Origin of the sequence: Actinomadura luteofluorescens, from assembly GCF_013409365.1 — a bacterium.
GTDB classification, from domain to species: Bacteria; Actinomycetota; Actinomycetes; order Streptosporangiales; family Streptosporangiaceae; genus Spirillospora; species Spirillospora luteofluorescens.
Window position 1 is genome coordinate 6,442,633 of the sequence record NZ_JACCBA010000001.1, and the last position, 21,375, is coordinate 6,464,007.

Below are 21,375 nucleotides of genomic sequence, written 5' to 3' on the forward strand. Positions count from 1 at the left end.
AGCTGGGGCGTTTCGGCGTCCGCCGGAGTGGCTGGCAGCGAGGCTGCTAGAACGTTGGTTATGGCGCGGCAGGTCAGGCGGGCGTTCAAGTACCGCTTCTACCCCACCGAGGAGCAGGCGGCTGAGTTGTCGCGCACGTTCGGCTGTGTGCGGTTGGTGTACAACAAGGCGCTGGAGGAGCGCACCCGGGCCTGGCACGGCGAGAAGCGCCGGATCTCCTACGCGCAGTCGTCGGCGGCGCTGACGCAGTGGAAGAAGACCGAGGAGCTGGCCTTTCTGGCCGAGGTGTCGTCGGTTCCGTTGCAGCAGGCGCTGCGGCATCTGCAGACGGCGTTCGCCAACTTCTTCGCCAAGCGGGCCGCCTATCCGCGGTTCAAGTCGCGCAAGCGGTCGCGTGCGTCGGCCGAGTACACCCGCAGCGCCTTCACCTTGCGCGACGGTCGACTGACGCTGGCGAAGTTGGGGGCGCCGCTGGACATCCGCTGGTCGCGACCGCTGCCCGAAGGAGCCGAGCCGAGCACGGCGACGGTGTCGCGCGATAGAGCGGGCCGCTGGTTCGTGTCCCTGCTGTGTCAGGACACCATCGCCGGTGGCCCCGCCACGGACGCGTTGGTGGGGGTGGACGCAGGGATCACCGCGCTGGTGACTCTGTCGTCCGGGGAGAAGATCGCCAATCCCCGGCATGAGCGTCGTGACCGCGCTCGCCTGGCCAGAGCGCAGCGCAACCTGGCCCGCAAAGCCCCCGGCTCGGCGAACCGGGACAGGGCCCGCCGGAAGGTGGCCCGCGTGCATGCGCGGATCGCCGATCGGCGCCGCGACTTCCTGCACAAGCTGTCGACTCGTCTCGTCCGTGAGAACCAAACGGTCGTGATCGAAGATCTCGCGGTCCGCAACCTTCTGAAGAACCGCAGACTCGCCCGCGCGATCTCGGATGCGGCGTGGGCGGAACTGCGCTCCATGCTGGAGTACAAGTGCGCCTGGTACGGCCGTGACCTCGTCGTGATCGACCGCTGGTTCCCCTCCACCAAGCTGTGCGGAACCTGCGGCACGGTCCGCACCAAGCTGCCGCTCAACTTCCGCGAATGGACGTGCGAATGCGGCGTTGTGCATGACCGCGACGTGAACGCCGCGCGCAACATCAGGGCCGCCGGGCTGGCGGCATCGGCCTGTGGAGACGGTGTAAGACCTCAACGGGACACCTCCCGGACGGGGCGGTCGTCGGCGAAGCAGGAAACCCAGCGGGCGACCGCCGGAACCCCCCGCTCATGGGCGGAGGAGGAAGTCAAATGATCTCCAGGGTCGTGCCGGCGCCGGACAGGGCCGCGGTGACCGGGCGGGGGATCCGCCCGTCGCCGATCGACACCCGGGGGACGCCCGCGAGCAGGGCCTCGCGGGAGGCGATGAGCTTGCGGTGCATGCCGCCGCTCGCCGCGTGGGGGACGGGGCCCTCGCGCGGGAGCGGGCAGCGGTCCAGCAGGGAGTCCTCGTCGGACGCGTCGCGCAGCACGCCCGGCGCCGCGGTCAGCAGGACCAGCCGCTCGGCGCACAGGGCGCCCGCGACCGCCGCCGCGACCCGGTCGGCGTCCACGTTCACCGGGGTGCCGTCCTCGCCCAGCGCGGGCGGCGACACCACCGGGACGAACCCGGCGCCGACCAGCACGTTCAGCACCCGGGGCCGGACGCCGGTGAGCCGCCCGCTGTGATCGTCCCGGACGATGACGGTGCGGCCGTCGCGCACGGTGCGCTGCGCGGTCTTGCGCCGCGCCCGCAGCAGCCCGCCGTCCAGCCCCGTCAGGCCCACGGCCGGGACGCCGTGCGCGGCCAGGGCGCGCAGCAGCCGCGGCTTGACCCGCCCGGCGAGCGCCAGCGTGAGGACCTCCAGCATGGCCGGATCGGTGTGCCGGCTGGTCACGCCGCTCGGCGAGACGAGGGTGCGGGCGGGCACGCCGAGGTCCCCGGCGAGCCGGTCGACGTCGGCGGCGCCGCCGTGCACGAGGACGGCCCGGCCCGCGAGCCCGGCGAGGTCGGCGCACACCGTCTCGGCGGGCACCCTGCCGCCGCACTTCACCACGACGATTCCGCTCGAACCGGCCCCCATCAGACCGGGTGCAGGCCGGGGAACCCCAGGCCGAGGGTCTCGGGCTGGCCGGTGCGGATGTTCAGGCACTGCACCGCGGCACCCGCCCCGCCCTTCACCAGGTTGTCCAGCGCGGCGATCGCGGTGACGCGGTCGCCGTCCACGGCGAAACCGACGTCGCAGTAGTTGGACCCGGACAGCAGCTTCGGATCGGGGAGCCGGTGCGTCCCCGTGCGGTGCGCGACGATCCGGACGAACGGCTCGCCGACGTAGCGCTCGCGGTAGGCGCGGCGGACGGCCTTCTCATCGACGGGCCCCGAGCCGGTCGCGTGGCAGACGACCTGCACCCCGCGCACGGCCTCGACCCCGGTGGCGGTCATCCTGGCGTTCAGCCCGGTCAGCCGCGCCACCTCCGCTTCGTGGCGGTGCCGCACCGGGGCGAACACCCGCAGCGCGCCGCTGCGTTCGGCGTGCAGGTTGGCGTCCCCGGCGAGCGCGCCCGACCCGCTCGACCCGGTGCGCGCGTCGATCTGCACGTCCGGGCCGATCAGCCCGGTCAGAGGGTGCAGCGCGAGGATCGCCGCCGCGGCCATGCACCCGGGCACGCTGATGAGGTCCGCCTCGGCCAGCTCCGCGCGGAACAGTTCGGGGACGCCGGGGACGAACGCGCCGAGCAGTTCGGGCGCGGTGTGCGGGACGCCGTAGTACCGCTCGTAGACGGCGGGGTCGGGGTCGCGGAAGTCGCCCGACAGGTCGATGACCGTCTTGGCCCGTCCTCTCATCTCGGGCAGCAGGTCCATAGTGGCCTTGTGCGGGGTCGCCATCAGCAGCACGTCGCAGGCGTCGAGGTCGTCCGGGGCGCTGAACAGCAGGTCGGTCTGGGCCCGCAGGTTGGGGTGGACGGAGTCCACGCGGCGCCCGGGGAACCGGGTCGAGACCGCGTGCGCGACCTCCGTCCCCGGATGGCCGATGAGCAGCCGCAGCAGCTCGCCGCCGAGATATCCGGCGGCGCCGATGACGCCGGCCCGGATCACGCCGCCTCCAGCACGTGGGAGACGATCGCGTCGGCGACGTCCACGTCCTCGCCGTGCGCGTCCTGGAACCCGCGGAACTCGACGGTGTGGTTGACCTCCAGGACGAGCGGCCCCTCGGGTCCCTCGATCAGGTCGACGCCCAGGATCCCGCCGCCCACGGCCCGCGCGGCCCGCAGGGCCGGCTCGACGAGTTCCGGGGTGAGCGGGCAGGGCTCGGAGCGCGCGCCCCGGGCGGCGTTGGTGCGCCAGCCGTCCGCGTAGCGGTACGTCGCGCCCACCACCGCCTCCCCGGCCACGATCACCCGGATGTCGCGTCCCGGTTTGTCGACGAGTTCCTGCAGGTAGACGATGTGCTGGAGCGGTGAGGGCAGGGCGGCCCGGTGCTCCAGGACGGTCTGCGCCGCCTCCCGGTCGCGCACCGCCGCCGCGAGCCGTCCCCACGACCCCGTCAGCGGTTTGATCACCACGGGGAAGCCCAGCCGCTCGGCGGCCTCGGCGCCCTCGTCCGGGGTCAGCGCGACCGCCGTGCGCGGCGCGGGGACGCCGGCGCGCTCCAGCTCCAGCGAGGTGCGCAGCTTGTCGCCGCAGACGGCGATCACCTCCGACCGGTTGACCGCCGGCACCCCGCGCGCCTCCAGGATCATCGACGCGTAGAGGCCGCGGCTGTGGGAGATCTCCCGGTTCAGGGCGGCCGCGTAGCGCGGCCCGTCCGCGGCACGGCCCAGCTCGGCGCTGAACCGGCGGGTGTCCACGTGCGCGTACGGCACCCCCCGGCGCTCCAGCGCGGCGAAGATGCGCTTCTCCTCGTACCGCACCCGGGAGGCCAGCACGGCCACCGGCCTCACTCGCCCCAGTCCTCCTCGATCTCGGGGGCGAGCGCGAGGGTCACCGGGTCCAGGCCGACCACCTCCAGCTCGCTGGAGCAGTCGGCGCACTGCGCGATCTCGCTGAGCCGGACCGGCTCGGCGAGCTGGACCGGGCCCTCACACTCGGGACAGGTCTGGGTCATGCGTGCCACCTCCATGGGTTCCGCCGGTCAGGTTCAGCGCCGCGGCGACGACGGCGCCCGTCGTGATGCCGTACCGGTCGAGCAGGTACTCCTGGCCGCCCGCGCGCTCGGCGAACGTGTCGGGCATGCCGACCCGCGCCACCCGGGCCGGCGCGTGCTCGGCGAGGGTCTCGGCGACGGCGCCGCCGAGGCCGCCCGAGCGCCAGTGCTCCTCGACGGTGACGACGCCCGCGGTGCCCTCGGCCGCCGCGACCACGGCCGCGACGTCGAGCGGGCGCAGCGTGTGCAGGTTGAGGACGGAGGCCCGCACGCCCCGCTCGGCGAGCCGGTCGGCGGCGCGCACCGCGGCGAGCACCGGATGCGGCCCGCAGGCGACGATCGCCACGTCCCCGCCGCGCCGCAGCCACTGCGCCCGCCCGATCTCGAACGGGCCGGCCCCGGGCGCCGCGCCGTCCAGGTCAGGGGTGGCGGAGCGGCCGAGCCGGACGTAGGCGGGACCGGGCAGCGCCGCGCACTGCCGGACGGCCTCGCCCGCCTGCCCCGCGTCGCCCGGGACGACCACGGTGAAGCCGGGCAGCGCCCGCATCACGGCCAGGTCCTCCAGCGCGTGGTGGGTCGGGCCGAGGTGCCCGGCGGCCAGCCCGCCGTGGGTGGCGACGATGCGGACCGGCAGCGCGTTGTACGCGATGTCGATCTTGATGGCCTCCAGGGCCCGGGTCGCGGCGAAGGTCGCCATCGTCGTGACGAACGGGACGTTTCCGCTGGCGGCCAGGCCCGCGGCCGTCCCCATCAGGTTGTGCTCGGCGATGCCGAGGTTGAGGTAGCGGCCGGGGACCTCGGCGAAGGCGGCCGCCTCGAACAGCCCGGTGTCGCTGTCCAGGCAGAACAGCCGGTGGTCGGCGCGCATCAGCTCGGGCAGCAGGTCGCGGTACACCTCCCGCGCGGAGCGCGGCCGGGCCGTCCCTGGGGCGGCCGTCACGAGCCGGCCCTCCTGCGCCGGGCCTGGAGCACGGCCAGGGACCGTTCGGCCTGGCGGCCGCTCAGCCTCGCGTAGTGGCTGCGCGTCTCCGCCTCCAGCGACGGCAGGCCGCGCCCCTTTACGGTGCGGGCGATGACCGCCACCGGAGGCCCCGCCCCGGTTCCATTGGGGGCGAGCGCCTCGCGCAGCGCGCCGAAGTCGTGGCCGTCCACCTCGCGCACCGTCCAGCCGAAGCTGCGCCAGCGGTCCGCCAGCGGCTCCAGCCCGATCGCGTCCTCGGTTGGGCCGGTGATCTGGAGGCGGTTGCGGTCGACGACGGCCGTCAGGTTGCCGAGGCCGAGCGCGGCCGAGGCCATGGCCGCCTCCCAGACCGCGCCCTCCTGCAACTCCCCGTCACCGAGGACGGCGAAGCAGCGGCGGCCCCGGTCGGCGACGGCGAACCCGTTGGCGAGCGCGAGCCCGTGCCCGAGCGAACCGGTGGGCATCTCCACGCCGGGCACCGCGCGGACCGGATGGCCCATCAGCCTGCTGCCCGGCCGCGAGTACTCCGCCAGCTCCGCGACGGGGAAGAAGCCCCGCTCGGCGAGCACCGCGTAAAGGCACATCGCGCCGTGCCCCTTGCTGAGGATGAAGATGTCACGGTCCAGCGCGGCGGGGCGGCGCGGATCGACCCGCATCACCTCGAAGTACAGGAGCGTGAGGATCTCCACCAGCGACATCGACCCGCCGAGGTGGCCGCCCTCCGGGCCGGCGCACATCCGAACGATGTGCTCGCGGACCCGGTGGGCGACCGTGGGCAGGTCCGCCTCCGGTGGGTCGGCCGGTGCCGCCGCGCCCATCAGCGCCCGCCGGGAAGCGAGGTGAGCACGAAATGGCCGGGCAGATGGACGGCGAGGCCCTCGCGGATCTCGGCCACGAGCGCGTCCCCGTCCAGCCGGATCGTGGAGGACCGGCGGTCCAGCAGCGTCGCGGCGGCGGTGAAGTCGCCGACCAGGGCCGTGCCCGCGGGCACCATGCGGGTCCTGCTGACCTTGACGCCCTGCACGGCGAGCCGTTCCAGGAACGCGCCGTCCTCGACGAGCGGCCACCAGTCGTCGGGGTGCATGACGATCCCGTCCGCGGACCCGCCGTACCACTCGCACAGCGCCGCCGTCGCCAGCAGCGTCCGGGCCGCCGAACCGCCGTCCGACGGGTCGGCGGGACGTTCGCGCAGGCCCGGGACGCGCAGCAGACCCTGGATCGGTCCCGTCCCGTTGAGCAGCACGTCGTTCTCCGCCGTGCCGAGCCGCACCAGCAGGCGGTAGTCGACGAACGCGGCGAGGGCGGCCGGATCGGCGAGGATCTCCTTGGGCACCGGCACCGAGGCCCGCACCACCTGCGTCCGGACGGTCGCCGAGCCCACCTCGAACTCCCACTCGGGAGCGGCGTCGTCCGGCGAGGTGTTCTCGGCCCGCTCGGTGAAGACGACGACCTCGTCGGCGTCCACGACGGCCTTGCGGAGCAGGTGCCGGACGGTGAGCCGGGGACGGCGCTTGGCCGGCGGGAACAGATCGCTGATGGAGGCGCGCAGCCCGACCGCCGCGTCCGGCCCGTACCGGGCGTGGGCGAGCGCGAACTCCTCGCCCGGGCTGCGCCGGGTCAGTTCGGGATCGTCCAGCAGCATGCGCACTTCGGACACGGGCACCTCCGGCATGGTCAGACCCCCAGGGAACGGCCGCCGTCGACGACCTGGACGGTGCCGGTCACGAAGCTCGCTCGGGCGCTCAGCAGGAACACCCCGGCCGCCGCGACCTCCTCCGGCCGCGCGACCCGGCCGAGCGGGATGCCCGCCTCCCGCGCGACGCGTGCGGTCTCGGCCCCGGGCTCGCCGGTGATGCCGGACAGCAGCGCGTCCGTCGCGGTGTAGCCGGGCGCGAGGACGTTGACGGTGACGTCCCCGGCGCCGAGTTCGTGCACGAGGGTCTTGGCGTAGCCGACCAGCCCGGTCCGCACGATCCCCGACAGCGCGAACGCGGGGATGAGGTCGCGGATCGTCTCGCTGGTGACCATCAGGACCCGGCCCCAGCCGGCGTCCCGCAGGTGCGGGAGCGCGGCCTGCACGAGCCCGATGTGGGAGACCATCGCGAGGTCGAGCGCGGCGCGGTAGTCGTCCGGGCCGAACGCCCCGGTCGGCCCGGCGGGCGGCCCGCCCGCGTTGGTGACCATGATGTGGACGGCGCCGTGCTCGGCGGCGGCGTCGTCCACCCACGCCCGCGCCGCCTCCGTGTCGCGCACGTCCAGCGGGCGGGTCCCGACCTCCGCGCCGAGGTCCGCGCGGATCCCGTCGCGGGCCTTGGCCAGCCGGCCGGGGTCGCGGCCCGCGATCGACACCGTGGCGCCCTCGCGCACCAGGTCGCGGGCGATCGCGAGCCCGATGCCCGCCGACCCGCCCGCGACCAGGGCCACCTTCCCGTTCAGTCCGAGGTCCACGTCACACCCTCTTCTCGTAGCCGTACCGGTGCAGCAGCGGGAGCGCCATGAGCGTGGTCGCGGAACGCTGGGGGCGGGGCAGCGCGGCCTGCCACCTGCGGTCCTCCTCGATCCGGGTCCGGCCGCGGCCGAACCGGTCGGGGTTGCCGGTGACCGTGTGGTTGCCGCCGAGCTCCACCGTCCCGTCGGCGGCGACGGGGTTGCGTCCCTCGTGCCCGAGCAGGTCGAGGATGGTGCCGACGGCGGCGCGGGGGCTGCGCACCAGCGCCTCGTAGCGCATGTGCAGCGAGCGGTCCCGGTGCGCGCGGCCGACCGCCTCGGCCGCCAGGTTGAAGCCGGTCCAGTGCCAGGTGCTGTTCAGCGCGGAGCGGCGGCCCGTGTACGCCTTGGGACGGAGCCACGACCAGGCGACCGCGCGGGGATCGCGGATCAGGTGGACGTAGCTTCCCTCGACGCCCGGCAGGGACGCCAGCAGCGCGGCGTCCGAGGCGAACTTGGAGCTGTCGACGATGACGCGCGCCCCCGAGACCCGGGCGATCGCGCGGTAGGTGGCGGCGAGCACGTCCGGCCAGCCGTCCCGCGGCGGGTCGCGCAGCACCCGCCAGGTGTGCCGGGTCCGGTACGCGTCCTGCCAGGCGACGACGTCGGCGGCGTGCCGTTCGAGGGACGTCCCGGGCGGGCGGACCTCCTCCAGCACCTCGGACCAGAACGGGCATTCGCGGTGGCCGAGCCCGCAGCCGCACCGGCCGTTGCTGCCCGTTCCGAGAACCCCGTTCAACCAGAGAAAACGCAGTTCGCCGACGTGCACGATCCCGGGGACCTCGGCGAGGACGTTGCCCAGCATGGTGCTGCCGCTGCGACACCAACCGGTGATGTAAAGCACCTTCATTGGCAAACCGCGACCTTCCGGGGTGTACCGGCACAAGCTGGTCGGGAACATAAAAACATGATCTTCCGTAAAGTGGAACCATCACGAGTGAAACAGGATTGATCCGTCTTTTTGTGACGTCATGACATAACAGAGGGCGGTCGCGACGGTCCGATCGGCCAGCGCTCCGCAATATCGGCGGGCGTCAGCCGCCCCAGCCGGGCCGCTCGGTGATCTCGACGGCGGCGCACGTCCAGGCGAACCCGGCGCCGATCCCGACCAGCAGCACCCGGTCGCCCGGCCCCGCCTGCCCGGTCTCGACCAGATGGGTCAGGCCGGTGAGCTGGTCGGCCGCGCCGACGTGCCCGGTGCGGCGGCCCCACTCCCACGTGGTGCGCTCCACGTCCAGGCCGAGCGGCTCGGCGTACCGGGTGCGCAGGACGTGCAGGCCGACGTTGGGGAAGGCGAACCGGGAGACGTCGGCGAGCCCCAGCCCGGCCTCGTCCAGCGTCCGGCCGACGGCCTCGCTCAGGCCCGACGTGGTCCGCTCCGCCAGGCTTCCCGCCAACCGCCTGGCGTGCGCGGCGAACGCGGCGCGGCGGGCGCGCACGTCCACCGGGCGGCCCGGGGCCGCGGCGAACGGCTCGTCGCCGCGGTACATGCCCTCCAGCGCGGTGTCGACGACCGTCGAGACGGCCAGCAGCCGCGCGAAGCCGCCCCGGGCGAGCACCGCGGCGGCCGCGCCGTCCCCGTAGACGATGCCGCGCACGTCCCCGCGCCACCGGTCGAACCCGGGGCCCGTGAACCGGTCCGCGGTCGTGACCAGGGCGGACGCGCGGGAGGCGTCGGCGGCCAGGTAGGAGGCGGCCAGCTCCAGCGCGCCGAGGGCGCCCGCGCACATCTGCTGGACGTCCAGCGCGGGCGCGCGCCGGCCGTCCTCGCCGAGGACCTCGCGGTGCACGAACGAGGCGGCCGGCCAGTAGTCGACGCCCTGGAACCAGGCCGACGCGTGCAGCAGGAGCGCGACGTCCGACGGCGGGATCTCCGCCCGGCGCAGCGCGAGGCGGGCCGCCGCGGCCGCCATCTCGGGCGGGGCCTCGTCGTCGGCGACGGCGACGGAGGCGTACGCGTCGGCCTTCCGGTCGGCGGGGTCGTAGCGGCCGTCGTCCACCGCCCCGTCCACGTCCACGGCCGCGGGGATCCGCTGGGCGAGCCCGGCGAGGAACAGACCGTCGCAGCGCATGTGCGGACCTCCGGGAGGGTGACGGCAAACAAATCACACATTATGTTGATCTTCTTCGCGGGGCGAGAGCCGTTTCGGTGGCGGAGGGAGATCGCATGGGCGATGGACGGCACTCGGTGCCGCTACCCGGAACGCGATGGACGGTTTGGCGAGATGTGCTGATCCGCTCCACCGGATTCCCCGCGGACGGACTCGCGCTTTTCGCCGCGCCGGAATGTGCCGCGACCGCCGACGACTTTCTCGACGGCGGCACCGGTGAAACCGAATTCGCGCAGGCCATGGACGCCGCATTGGCGGACGCGAGCCGCGCCGCCGCGAAGATCGCCACCGACCCGCTCTTCCGGGAGGCGGTGACATGGCAGAACCCCGCCGCCGCGCTGCATTTGGCACGTCTCGCCGACGGCGCGGCCGCCCGGCCGGGGAAGAACCCGAGGCTGGAGCGCAAGAAGCGGCGGGGGCGCGAGAACACCCTCGTCCGCTACTGGCAGCGCTACTGCGGCAAGAACGACACCGCGGGCTTCTTCGGCCCCGTCGCCTGGGGCACCCTCGACCCGGAGGTCGTTGACGCCGTCGAGGCGCGCCCAGGCGCGGGGCTGGTCCGGTCCCGCAAGGTCGACTTCGAGTTCTGGGCGCTGGAGGCGTACGTCGCCGCCCTCCTGGACGACCCCGACGTGGCGCCGTGGCTGCCCGCCGGCGTCCACCCGCACCTGCTCGCCGACGGCGACCGCGTCCTGCGCCCGGGGAAGGACCCGCGCCCCCTGACCGCCGCCGAAGCCGAGGTGCTGTCCCGCTGCGACGGCGCCCGGGCCGCGGCCGAGATCGCCCCCGACCCGCCCCTGGCGGCCGCCCTGGACGGGCTGGTCGACGAAGGGATCGTCTGGCGGGGCGTGGACATGCCGTACAACCCGCAGGCGGAACGCGTGCTGCGCGGCACCCTCGACGCGATCCCCGAACCGAAGGCCCGGGAACGGGCACTGGCCGGACTCGCCCGGCTCGACCGGGCACGCGCCTCCGTGACCGCGGCCGCAGGCGACGCCGGCGCCCTGGCCGCCGCGCTGGAGCACCTGGACGCCGAGTTCACCGCCGTCACCGGAGCGGAGCCGGAGCGGCGCAGCGGCCAGATGTACGCGGGGCGGCGGCTCTGCTACGAGGACACCGTCCGCGACCTGGACGTCACGTTCGGGCGCCCGCTCCTAAACGCGCTCGCCGGCCCGTTCGGCTCCGTCCTCCTGCCCGCCGCGCGCTGGCTGTCGGCGACCCTCGCGGACGCCTACGACGCCGCCTTCCGCGACCTGTACCGCGACCTGCTCGAACCGGGCGCCGGCGGCGTGCCGATGCCCGCGTTCTGGGACGCGGCCCAGGCCCTCCTGACCGGGCCCGACCGCCCGGTGGACGCGGTCGCCGCCGAGTTCGCCCGCCGCTGGAACGCGCTGTTCGGCCTGGACGGCGCACCGGGCGAGCGCCGCCTCGCCTTCACCGCCGCCGACCTGGCGGAACCCGCCGCCCGGCTGTTCGCCGCCGAGCGTCCCGGCTGGGCGGGCGCCCGCATCCACAGCCCCGACCTGTGCCTCGGCGCGGCCGGCGCCGAGGCGATGGCGGCGGGGGAGTTCACCCTCGTCCTCGGCGAGATGCACACCGCGTGGCCGACCCTCGACTGCGCCGTCTTCGCCGACCGGCACCCCGACCCGGACCGGCTGCGCGCCGCGGCGGCCGAGGACATCGGCCCCCAGTTCCGGCCGCTGTACCCGACCTGGTGGCCCCAGTACACCGCGCGCATCGCACCCGTCCTCGGCGCCACCGACCACCAGCTCGAGTTCGCCCCGGCACCCGGAGCGGACCCCGCCCGCGTCCTGCCGCTGGTGGCGCTCACCGTGGCCGAGCACGACGCGGCCCTGGACGTCACCGGACCGGACGGGCTCCGGCGCCCGCTCCGCGAGGTGTTCGCGCTGCTGTTCGGCTGGCTCGGCGCCGAGGCGTTCAAGCTCGCCGGCGCCGGCCCCCACCACCCGCGGCTCACCCTGGACGGGCTCGTCGTCGCCCGCGAGACCTGGCGCACGACCGTCGGCGGGACCGGCATCGCACCCGCGCACGGCCCCCGCGAGTACCTCGCCGCCCGCCGCCTGCGCCGCGCCCTCGGCATGCCCGAACGCGTCTTCGCGAAGGTCGGCACGGAGGTCAAGCCCGTCTACGTCGACTTCACCGGCCCCCGCTACGTCTCCTCGTTCGCCACGCTGCTCCGCGCCGCCCGCCAGACGTCCGGCGACGACGTCCCCGTCGTCTTCACCGAACTGCTGCCGGACCTGGACGAATCATGGCTGCCCGGCGCGGACGGCCGGCGCTACAGCTGCGAGCTGCGGCTTCAGCTCTGCGATCCGGAACGTCCCTGAGCGCGGAAGGCGACCAGCGCCACGAGCATGCAGGCGGTGAACGCGACCCCGGCCGTGAACGCGTCCCGCATGCCGTCCACCTCCGACGAGCCGCCATGGTCCACGGTGACCAGAACGGCGACGCCCAGCGATCCGCCGATCTGCTGCATGCTCTGGAGCAGCGCCGAGGCGGCCCCGGACTCCCCGGTCGGCACCGACCGCATCGCCGTGAACGTCGCCGCCACCGCCACCAGCCCCGTCCCGGCCCCGAACAGCAGCACCGGCCCGAGGATCACCGCGACGTAGGAGCTGTCCCGCGACACCTGCGTCAGCCACACCATCCCGGCCACGCACAGCACGGCCCCGGCCGCCATGATCGGCCGCGGCCCGTACCGGGGCAGCAGCCCGGGCACCGCCCGGCTGGCGGCGATCAGCGCGATCGTCGTCGGCAGGAACCCGAACCCCGTCGCCAGCGGCCCGTACCCCAGCACCCCCTGCACGTAGAGCGTCAGGAAGAACAGCATCCCGCTCATGGCCGCCGTGAGCAGGAACCGCATGAGGAAGGCGCCCACCCGGTCCCGGTCGGCGAACAGCCGCAGCGGGACGATCGGCTGCCGCGCCCGCGACTCGATCACCGGGAACAGCGCCAGCAGCACCCCCGCCCCGCAGAAGGCGCCCACCGTGAGCGTCCCGGACCACCCCCGCTCGGCGGCGCGGATGAACCCGTAGACCAGCAGCGCCGACCCGACGGTGCACGCGAGCGCCCCGCCCACGTCGAACCGTCCCTCCTGCCTGGGCGACTCCCGCACGGCCCGCGGCACGAGCAGCACGATCGCGAGCCCCACCGGCACGTTGACGAACAGCACGGCCCGCCACGACGCCCACGCGGTCAGGACGCCCCCGAGCACCAGACCCACGACCATCCCCGCACTCGCGACCATGGAGAACACGGCCAGCGCCCGGCTCCTGCGTTCCGCGTCCTGGAACGTGGCCGCGATGAGCGCCAGCGCCCCCGGCCCGGCGAACGCGGCCCCGACGCCCTGCAGCGCCCGAGCCGCCAGCAGCCACCCCGGCGCGACCGCGAACCCCCCGGCCAGCGACGCGACGGTGAACACCCCCACCCCCGCGGCGAACACCCGCCGATGCCCGAGTAGATCCCCGGCCCGCCCCCCGAGCAGCAGCAACCCCCCGAACGCGAGCGTGTACGCGTTGACCACCCACGAAAGCCCGGCGTCACTGAACCCGAGCCCCCGCTGAATGCTGGGCAACGCGATGTTCACGATCGAGGCGTCGACCACCAACGTGAGCTGGCACCCGCACAACAACGCCAGCGCCAACCCCCCACCGCCCCCAACCCCAGGACGCCGCCCAGAAACCTTCGCAGGAAGCATGGATTCCTCAAGAAGAACCAACCCACCCAAAAACTAACCAACCCCCCATCCCCCTACCAGCCCCCAAATCCGGGGTCAGTGGCGGGTGTAGTGGGCGATGATGACGCCCTTGGGGGTGGTGACGGTTTCGGTGAGGTCGAACTCGGTCAGGGGTGCGGGGCCTTCGAAGAGGCGCTTGCCGGTGCCGAGGGTCAGGGGATGGATCAGCAGGGTGTAGCGGTCGATCAGGCCGGCGGCGTGCAGGCTCTGGACCAGGGCGGCGCTGCCGTTGATCGCGAGATTCCCGCCCGGCCGGGCCTTCAGTTCCGCGACCGTCTCCGCGGCGTCGCCGCGCAGCAGGATCGAGTTCTCCCAGGCGTCCGCGTCGTCCAGCGTCCTTGACGCCACGTACTTCGTGGCCGCGTTCATGTGCTTGGTGAACGGGTTGCCGTCGGTGGCCCGTCCCCAGGCGTTGAGGAAGTCCTCCCAGGTTCGGCGGCCGAACAGCATGTCTCCTGCGTTGGCCATCCCCTTGGCCATCTCGCGGCCCATCACCTCGTCGTTGTACTTCGGGCCCCAGCCTCCGTGGGTGAACCCGCCGCGGGTGTCCTCGTCCGGGCGCCCCAGCCCCTGGACCACTCCGTCGAGGGAGACGAACATCGTGACGCTGATCGAGCGCATCGACCTGATTCCTTCCGCTGCGCGGGCCGCTCCGCCGCGGCCCTGTCACCCTCTACACGAACGCTCGCCCCCGAAATCGACACCGCGAGGGCGAGATCTCAACAAGCGATCGTCGAAGCGCTTCGCTCAAACCTCGGTCGGGGGGCCGGATTTGGTCAGCTAGAGGATTCTGTAGCGGAGGTGTGGCCTCTGAGCGCGTTCTATCGGGAATGGCGGGCGGGTGTGGGGTGGCCTCTGGCGGGGTGGGCGGATGCTGCTCGGAGGTCGGCGGCGGGGGAAACGCTCCAAAGTGGGCACGGTATTGACCCGAGAGTTCACCCGGCGTTGGTGGGACGGTGGATTTTCCGGCGGGGGCATCGGGTGGAGTTCGGCTCGACCGCATATGTGCTGACCAGCGGGTATGTTCTGCGCTTGGTGCCGTGGAGTTCGGGGTGGGCGCGTCGGCCGGGTGTGGCGTGGGCGTTGGCGGGCGTGCCCGGTGGAACACCGGGGCGGCTGTGTTGCGGAACGGCGTCCTCGGACGCGGAAAGTCTTCATGTCCGGGCTTCGGGGGCGTTAATCCGCGCGCCCTTCAGGCTTCGGGCTCGCGGGCCGCGCATCCGGCCCTGGATAGCTAGTAATTAGTATAGTAAATTGACGCCGCTCGGCGATCCCGCCTGCAGAAACACGGGGGAGAAGGCCATGGTCGGCATCGAACCGTTCTCGAACCTGCGCCGAAGGGCGATCGTTCTCATCGCGCTGGCGGCGACCGCCGCCGGGCTGGTCGCGTCCCCACCCCTGGCGGGGGCGGACGCCGGGGCCGGTGACGTGGTCGTCAGCACGTCCAGCGTCAAGGGACGCGACGGCACCACCTACACCGTTACGAACCACGTCGTGCGTACGAAGGGCGAAGGCCGGCGGAAGGAGTGGCTGCTGGTCTGGACGGGCGACGCGAGCGTCCCCGGCGGTCCGGTCGGCGCCGCGAGCCACGCCGCCCACCGGAAGGCCGACGGCGAGGGCTCCGCCGACCCCGACTTCCTCGCCGTGATCGACGCGACGAAGGGTTCCCGCGACTACGGCAAGGTCGTCAACACCGCGACCATCGGCCCGCTGCTGCAGAACGAGCCGCACCACATGCAGTACGTGTGGCACAAGGGCGACAAGGTGTACGCGGGCGGGCTGCTCAGCGACACGACCTACGTGTTCGACGTTGCGCGGCTTCCGCAGGTCAGGCTCAGCGGCGTCGTCACCGCCACGGACACCCCCTGCGGCACGGCCCCGGACGCCTTCACGACCCTGAAGGACGGCACCGCGTACGGCGCCTACATGGGCGGTCCCAACGTCCCCGGACCGTGCACGTACACGCACGGCGAGGTCAGGACCGGCAACGGCGCGGCCGGGACACCCGGCGAGGTGCTCCGGCTGGACCAGAGCGGCAGGGTGCGGGTCGAGTACCCGGCGGCCACGGAGGCGGCGGAGCCCGACACCTGCCACAGCATCCCCCAGGTGGACCCGCCGACCTGCGCCAACCCGCACGGCATCCGGGTGCGCGAGGACCTGAACCGGCTGGTCACCAGCGACTTCGCCGAGGTGCGGAGCCTGATGCTGATCCCGTCCGCCGACTTCTACATCGCCCGCGACACCGTGCGGATCTACGACATCGCGCAACGCGACCGCCCCAGGCTGCTGTCGGTCTCCCGCCTGCCGGACGGCCCGCGCAAGGAGCCGTTCCTCATCGAGGAGGAGCCGCGCGTGGTGATGGAGACGGCGCTTACCAACGAACGCCACCACAAGGGCGGATTCGTGTCGACGATGGGCGGAGCGTCCATCTACTACACACCCGACATCACCGACCCGAAGCCGAAATGGCGTGAGGTCTTCGACGACACGACCGCGTTCACCAGGCTCGCCCCCGAGCTGGACAACCGTGTCGGCATGGACGGCGGCTCCTGGCTCCAGACCAGCGCGGACGACCGGTACCTGTACCACGTCGTCATGCGCCGGGGGGACGAGTCGTCCGGCGGCAAGGACACCGGCATGGTGTACGTGCTGGACGTCCGAAAGCTCGTCGACGCCGGCAAGCGGACCCGGTGCAACATCGACACCATGGAAGAGGTCACGCGCGGCGGCGCCGAGCCCGACTGCCCGTCCCTGGTGAGCGTCCTGCCCGTCGAGGACCCGACGGCCGGCGGCCCGCACTGGGCGGCGCTGGACAACTTCCGGCAGGGCCCCGGCGGCTACTACCAGGAGACGCGGCAGCCGACCCGGCTCGTGCTGGCGAACTACTTCGTCGCCGCGTCGCCGTTCGACGGCGACCACCGCGTCTGCATGGTGAACATCTCGCCGCGGCAGCAGCTCTCCCTGGACCGGACCTTCAAGGACGAGTACACCGGCCGCCCGTGCGTGGAGTTCAACCGGTCCGCGTGGCCGCACGGCGAGACCGGCGACGCCCGGCCGCACGGCGTCCTGTTCGCGGTCTCCGATGCCGACGTCCGCTGACGTCCTGCGCGTTCCGGCGGGGGCGGCCGCGCTCCTGCTCGTCGCCTCCCCGGCGTGGGCGGACGGCGGGCACGGCGGGCACGGCGCGGTGCCGGACGACGGCTGGACGACCACCGCGATCCGCGTCGTCGCCCTGCTCGCCACCGCCGTCGTGGCGGGCGCCGCGCTGCTCCGGCCGCGCACCGGCCCGCCGTCCCGCAGGCTCACCGTGCTCGTCTCCGTCGTCGCCGCCGTCGCGGCGGTCGGCTACCTCGTGGCGGTGGACCGCGTCCTCGTGGCCCTGGCGCTGGCCGCGGTGGCGCTCGCGACGCCCCGCGCGTTGCAGCACCCCCGGCGCTCCGTCGCGTCCGGCGCGGTTCTGGCCGCCGCGCTCGCGACGCTCACCGTGGGCGGCTCGCTCGCGGTCGTCCGGGACCGGGTCACGTCCGGAGTTCCGCTGTTGCGCGAGGTCGACGTGGCCGGGGAGCGGATGCCGATCCTGGTGACGCCGCAGCGCCCCGGCTGGAACCTCGTCCACGCCGGCGACCGTCCGGTGTCGGTGGGGACGTCCCGCGACCCGGCGAGCGCGACGTCGCGCATGCCGGGCGCGCCGGGGACCTGGCGGCAGGTGTGGCTCCCGCCCGGCCGCAGCCGGATCAACGTCGGCTCGGGTGGCCGGACGGCCTCCATCACCGTCGACACCGGCCGGGGCTCGGCGGCGTCGCCGCAGCTCCGCACGGACGGCCCGGAATGCGCGAGCGCCACCCTCGGCGCCCTGGTCTCGGGCGGCGCCCCACCCCCGTGTCCCGCCGACCGTCTCGACACCGCGGACGCCGCCGCCCTCCGCGCGACGGTCGGCTTCCTCGCCGGACGCGGGGTCCGTTCCGTCCACCTGGTCGCCGACGGATCACCCCGCTCGCGGGCCGCGGCGCTGGCCGTCCGGGAGGCGACCGCGCGAGCCGGAATGAAGATCACGACGGCGGGCGCGAACCGGCCGGTCGTCCTCGTCTCGGGCTGGTCGAAGGCGGACGCGGCCCTCCGCCAGATGGCGCGGGGCAGCCTGCGCGGGCAGGGCGCCTACCTGGCGCCCTGGCTGCTCAGCGCGCCGCTGCTGGCCATCCCGGCCGCCCAGATGCTCCCGCTGCGCTTCTCTCCACGCGCCCCGGACCCGCTCCGCTACGCCGCCGAACTCCGGGCCCGCTTCCCGGACGAAACGCCCACCGCCACCGGCTACGCGGCATGGCGCGGCAGCAGGGAAGACGACGAGCCGCCCCGCCTGTACGCGGCATCCCTCGTCACCTTCATGCCGTCGAGAACCCCGGCGCAACACACGCACACCGGCACCAGCTGGCTCCCCGGCGGCACCATCACCGTCGCCACCGGCCCCCTCGCCTGACCCCTCGGGAAACACGGGACGGCCACGCCGCCTACCCGGCGGAACCGGTCTCGACGCGGCGCGTCACGATCGCGGCGATGAGCCGTCCCAAGGCCGGCACCTCCAGGGGCAGGAGCGACGTCGCCGGGTGGGCGCGGCGACGCCCGCCCCTCTCGACGGCCTTCACGATCGCCTTGGCCGCCGACTCGGGTGTGACCGGCGGCGGGGTGCGCATCGGCCCGGCCCGCCAGGGGAGCAGATCGATGTCGCGGGCGGCGGTGTCCGTGGCGCCGGGGACGATCTCCAGCACCGACACGCCGGTGCCCTTCAGTTCGTTCCGCAGCGTGAGGGTCAGATGCGCCAGGGCGGCCTTGGACGCGCCGTAGTAGCCGAGAAGCGGGATCGGCACGGCACGCAGGGTGGAGGTCACGTTCACCACCACCCCGCCGCTGGAGCGCAGGGCGGGGAAAAGGTGGCGGGTCAGGGCGAGCGGTGACCAGAGGTTCGTCTCGAACAGCGCCCGCGCCTGGTCGTCATCACCGGTGATGCTCTGTGCGGCCACCAGACCGGCTCCGGCGTTGTTGATCAGAATCTCGACACCGCCCAGCGCGGACATCGCGGCCCGCGCCAGTTCGGCGGCCGCGCCCGGACGGGACAGGTCCGCTTCGATCACGCATGGACGTATCCGACCGGCGTCCTCGATCTGGTCGGCGACGTCTTCCAGCGCCGCCCGGCGCCGGGCGGCGATCGCCAGCCGCCCACCCCGCTCCGCCAGGGCGAACGCCACCGCTCGGCCGATCCCGCTCGAAGCGCCCGTCACCAGGATCGGCGCCCCTGCCACTGGTCGACGGCTCACCCGCCCGCTCCCGCCGCAATGGTGGCGCCCATCAGGCCTCCCGAGTTGACTGATTATCAATCAATCAGGACGGTAATACCGCTCTCCCGCACCGTCAAGCAAGGGCCGTCGCCCTGCGCCGCAACCGAGCTCCGCGGCCGACCGCCGATGCGCTCTAGGCTGCTGCCATGACCGGCCCGCAGCCCGACGGCACTGAGACGCCCCGCGTCGACCGGCGCGTCCGGCTCGTCACGGCCGCCTCGCAGCTGTTCTCCGAACGCGCCTACGACGAGGTGACCACCACCGAGATCGCGCGCCGGGCGGGCGTCGCGTACGGGCTCATCGCGCACCACTTCACCAACAAGCGCGGGCTTTACCTGGCCACCATCCGTGCGGCCGGCGAAGCGCTGCGAACCCTTCAGGAAACCCCGCCCGAAGGCGAGACGCCGGCCGAGCGGCTGCGCGACGCCATCAGCCGGCACATCACCTACATGGACCGCCACGCGGCGGGATTCCTCACCCTCATCCGCGGCGGAAACGGTTCGGACCCCGAGGTCCGCGCCATTATCGAAGACCTGCGCTGGCAGGGCGCTCTCCGCATTCTCGACGCTCTCGGCGCCGAACACCCCATCCATCCCGTACTCCGCGCCTCCATGCGCGGCTGGGTCGGTTATCTCGACGAACTCATCGTCGACCACATCCAGCACCATGACGTCCCGCAAGAGCATCTCGTCCGGCTGGCGACCAGTGCCCTGACCGCCACCTTGCGCACGGCCCGCGCCATCAACCCCGACGTCGGGATCGCCCCGGCCACGGTCGATCGTCTGGAGGACACCTCGGCCGGCACGCCGGGGCCGAAGACGAAGAGGCAGGCCAGGGAAGGAACGCCATGACAGAGCGCGCGCCGTCCGGGGAGATCCCGCAGGTCGTCGCCGCCGCGCGGGAAGCCGCTTCGGCGGCCGGATTCACCCGGTCGTGCACCGACGAGGTCGGGCGGTTGCTGCGGGTTCTGGCGGCGGGAAGCGCCGGGCCCATCGCCGAACTCGGTACGGGCTGCGGAGTCGGCACCGCGTGGATGGCGGCCGGCAAGCGGCCGGACACCCGGCTGGTCACCGTCGAGGCCGACGCCCGGTACGGGGCCGTCGCTCGGGACGTCCTGGGCGACGTCCCCGGCGTCGAGGTCGTCATCGGCGACTGGTCCTCCGTGCTGCGCCACGGCCCTTTCGCCCTGGTCTTCCCCGACTGCGCCGGCGCCAAGGAACTGGGCGACGACCTCGCCGACTCCATCGCGGTCGGCGGCCTTGTGATCATCGACGACCTGACGCCCGCATGGCTTCCCCGCCCGGCGGACCGCGCGGGGAAGGACCGTGACGAAGTCCGCGAGTCCTGGCTGCGCCGCCCCGGTTTCGCCGGAACAGAGGTGCTGGTGACGCCCGAGTCCGCCGCGCTCATCGTGTCCCGCCTGGCCTGACCCGGGTTTCGGCGGGCCGCCGACGCCCGGCCTGTTCCGGGGGCGTCCTTCGGACGAACCTTCCGCGCCCTGCCGGCTGCGAACGACTCGTGGCACCGCCCACCGTTTTACCGCGGCGGTGACCTGATCTTGCCTGCGCAGGTGGAGGCGGGCGTTCCCGCCGGCCGGCCCTTCCCCGGAAAGACATACGATTCCGAAAATGAGTTCCCTCTATCCGATAGAGATGAGCCTGAAGGAACGCCACCACCTGGTCGGCAGGCTGGACAACAGCAGCCGGTCATTGCGCGAGAACGGCGACGTCGCCGAGGCCGGCGAATACAGCGCGATACTCGACGAATTGTGGGAGCGCACCGGCCACCACACCATCGACCTGCCCGAGGACACCACGGTCACGGTGTCGTTGACCCCCGACCACTGGTTCCTGCTCTCCGGCCTGCTCGACGTGGACGCCTTCCAGTCCGCCGCCCGCGAGCCGGAGGAGTCGACGCCCGCCCGGCGGCTTCGGAACCGCATCGGCGAAGCCCTCGGCGACCGCCTGCCGGCGCCCTGGCAGCCTTCGGCGCCGCAGCACCGCAGCGTCACCGTCCAGGTCGACGAGCTGGGGTGTTACGTCCTGTTCGCCGCTCCCGGCGTCGATCACCCTTTCCCCGTCACCCCGTACCGGTTCGACTCCTACGCCTGGCTGGACGAGGGCGACGGCGTCGCCGTCCGCTCCCACATCCTCACCGGCACGCGCGACGGCGCCGTCCGCCTCACCGCCGAACTCCTGGACGGTCCGCCCCCGCTGGAGACCGAGCCATGGGACGGCGTAGCCGAATACTCCTGGACGTTCCACACCGTCGACGTCCCCGGACCGCCACCGGCGGCGGCCACGCTCCGGGCCGCCGCACCCGGGCACGAGGCGGTCACCCTCTTCGAGTTCGACCTGGTGTGGCCGTCCACGTGCATGTATCGCGTCCGCGCGAGCGTCCGAGACCGTGATGCGGGCGCCGACGAGCAGCACCTCGTCCAGCTGTGGCGGGCATCCTCCGCGCCGCCCCGTCTGATCAAAGCCACCGGCCGGCACCGCCGCGGAACGTAGGCGGCGCCGGCCGGTGGACGCGTCGTAGACCAGGACGAACGGGTGGTCGGCCTCGGCTCC

The 21,375-nt window shown here is 73.6% G+C and carries 20 protein-coding genes; 7 read left to right on the plus strand and 13 right to left on the minus strand.

The genetic code is table 11. The features are described 5' to 3' along the window. Window positions 1–60: 60 nt before the first annotated feature. Window positions 61–1,290 carry an RNA-guided endonuclease InsQ/TnpB family protein gene (locus tag BJY14_RS30050; protein WP_179846689.1) on the plus strand — a complete coding sequence of 410 codons (1,230 nt, stop codon included), beginning with the start codon at window positions 61–63 and terminating at the stop codon, window positions 1,288–1,290. On the opposite strand, the gene BJY14_RS30055 is transcribed toward BJY14_RS30050, so the two are convergent. The 10 genes from BJY14_RS30055 to BJY14_RS30100 all read right to left on the minus strand — a co-directional run bounded on the left by BJY14_RS30055 (window position 1,283) and on the right by BJY14_RS30100 (window position 9,679). After that, window positions 1,283–2,098, minus strand: coding sequence for a [LysW]-aminoadipate kinase (locus tag BJY14_RS30055; protein WP_179846690.1), 816 nt, complete (start codon window positions 2,096–2,098; stop codon window positions 1,283–1,285). The two genes, BJY14_RS30050 and BJY14_RS30055, sit on opposite strands and share 8 nt — an antisense overlap. Next, entirely contained in the window at window positions 2,098–3,111 is a 1,014-nt protein-coding gene (gene argC, locus BJY14_RS30060) for an N-acetyl-gamma-glutamyl-phosphate reductase (protein WP_179846691.1), read from the minus strand. Before argC ends, BJY14_RS30055 begins: the two co-directional genes overlap by 1 nt. Beyond that, window positions 3,108–3,956, minus strand: a complete 849-nt coding sequence (lysX, locus tag BJY14_RS30065; protein WP_218905640.1) for a lysine biosynthesis protein LysX — start codon at window positions 3,954–3,956, stop codon at window positions 3,108–3,110. The genes argC and lysX overlap by 4 nt, the downstream gene beginning before the upstream one ends. Beyond that, the gene (gene lysW, locus BJY14_RS30070) at window positions 3,953–4,120 is read right to left on the minus strand and encodes a lysine biosynthesis protein LysW (RefSeq protein ID WP_179846692.1); all 168 of its coding nucleotides are present in this window, start codon (window positions 4,118–4,120) and stop codon (window positions 3,953–3,955) included. The genes lysX and lysW overlap by 4 nt, the downstream gene beginning before the upstream one ends. Continuing rightward, window positions 4,095–5,099, minus strand: a complete 1,005-nt coding sequence (locus tag BJY14_RS47430) for a transketolase family protein (RefSeq protein WP_312879472.1) — start codon at window positions 5,097–5,099, stop codon at window positions 4,095–4,097. The genes lysW and BJY14_RS47430 overlap by 26 nt, the downstream gene beginning before the upstream one ends. Further along, the gene (locus BJY14_RS30080; protein ID WP_179846693.1) at window positions 5,096–5,938 is read right to left on the minus strand and encodes a transketolase; all 843 of its coding nucleotides are present in this window, start codon (window positions 5,936–5,938) and stop codon (window positions 5,096–5,098) included. Before BJY14_RS30080 ends, BJY14_RS47430 begins: the two co-directional genes overlap by 4 nt. Further along, window positions 5,938–6,777, minus strand: coding sequence for a family 3 encapsulin nanocompartment shell protein (locus BJY14_RS30085; RefSeq protein ID WP_179846694.1), 840 nt, complete (start codon window positions 6,775–6,777; stop codon window positions 5,938–5,940). The genes BJY14_RS30080 and BJY14_RS30085 overlap by 1 nt, the downstream gene beginning before the upstream one ends. Window positions 6,778–6,794: 17 nt before the next feature. Continuing rightward, a complete protein-coding gene (locus BJY14_RS30090) occupies window positions 6,795–7,568 on the minus strand; it encodes an SDR family NAD(P)-dependent oxidoreductase (protein WP_179846695.1) in 774 nt (257 codons plus the stop codon). Between the two features lies 1 nt (window position 7,569). Beyond that, window positions 7,570–8,508, minus strand: coding sequence for a sulfotransferase (locus BJY14_RS30095; RefSeq protein ID WP_179846696.1), 939 nt, complete (start codon window positions 8,506–8,508; stop codon window positions 7,570–7,572). Between the two features lie 133 nt (window positions 8,509–8,641). Then, window positions 8,642–9,679: a ketoacyl-ACP synthase III family protein gene (locus BJY14_RS30100; RefSeq protein WP_179846697.1), complete on the minus strand. Its 1,038-nt coding sequence runs from the start codon at window positions 9,677–9,679 to the stop codon at window positions 8,642–8,644. A gap of 155 nt (window positions 9,680–9,834) precedes the next feature. Here BJY14_RS30100 and BJY14_RS30105 point away from each other — a divergent pair, with 155 nt between their 5' ends. Beyond that, on the plus strand, window positions 9,835–12,066 hold the full coding sequence (locus tag BJY14_RS30105) for a lantibiotic dehydratase (protein WP_312879473.1): 2,232 nt from the start codon (window positions 9,835–9,837) through the stop codon (window positions 12,064–12,066). Here BJY14_RS30105 and BJY14_RS30110 read toward each other — a convergent pair. Both BJY14_RS30110 and BJY14_RS30115 read right to left on the minus strand, forming a co-directional pair. Further along, a complete protein-coding gene (locus tag BJY14_RS30110) occupies window positions 12,039–13,436 on the minus strand; it encodes an MFS transporter (protein ID WP_179846699.1) in 1,398 nt (465 codons plus the stop codon). The genes BJY14_RS30105 and BJY14_RS30110 overlap by 28 nt on opposite strands. 75 nt (window positions 13,437–13,511) lie before the next feature. Then, window positions 13,512–14,096, minus strand: a complete 585-nt coding sequence (locus tag BJY14_RS30115) for a dihydrofolate reductase family protein (RefSeq protein ID WP_179846700.1) — start codon at window positions 14,094–14,096, stop codon at window positions 13,512–13,514. Between the two features lie 681 nt (window positions 14,097–14,777). Here BJY14_RS30115 and BJY14_RS30120 point away from each other — a divergent pair. Beyond that, on the plus strand, window positions 14,778–16,574 hold the full coding sequence (locus BJY14_RS30120; protein ID WP_218905643.1) for a selenium-binding family protein: 1,797 nt from the start codon (window positions 14,778–14,780) through the stop codon (window positions 16,572–16,574). Continuing rightward, a complete protein-coding gene (locus BJY14_RS30125) occupies window positions 16,558–17,949 on the plus strand; it encodes a hypothetical protein (RefSeq protein WP_179846701.1) in 1,392 nt (463 codons plus the stop codon). Before BJY14_RS30120 ends, BJY14_RS30125 begins: the two co-directional genes overlap by 17 nt. Window positions 17,950–17,980: 31 nt before the next feature. Here the strand turns inward: BJY14_RS30125 and BJY14_RS30130 are convergent, their stop codons facing one another. Further along, entirely contained in the window at window positions 17,981–18,784 is an 804-nt protein-coding gene (locus BJY14_RS30130; protein WP_179846702.1) for an SDR family NAD(P)-dependent oxidoreductase, read from the minus strand. A 167-nt stretch (window positions 18,785–18,951) separates the two neighbouring features. Here BJY14_RS30130 and BJY14_RS30135 point away from each other — a divergent pair, with 167 nt between their 5' ends. From BJY14_RS30135 to BJY14_RS30145, 3 genes are all read left to right on the plus strand, one after another. Next, entirely contained in the window at window positions 18,952–19,656 is a 705-nt protein-coding gene (locus BJY14_RS30135; RefSeq protein ID WP_179846703.1) for a TetR/AcrR family transcriptional regulator, read from the plus strand. Further along, a complete protein-coding gene (locus tag BJY14_RS30140) occupies window positions 19,653–20,234 on the plus strand; it encodes an O-methyltransferase (RefSeq protein ID WP_179846704.1) in 582 nt (193 codons plus the stop codon). The genes BJY14_RS30135 and BJY14_RS30140 overlap by 4 nt, the downstream gene beginning before the upstream one ends. Before the next feature lie 199 nt (window positions 20,235–20,433). Further along, complete coding sequence (locus tag BJY14_RS30145) at window positions 20,434–21,315, plus strand: nucleotidyltransferase family protein (protein WP_179846705.1); 882 nt, start codon at window positions 20,434–20,436, stop codon at window positions 21,313–21,315. Window positions 21,316–21,375: the final 60 nt, after the last annotated feature.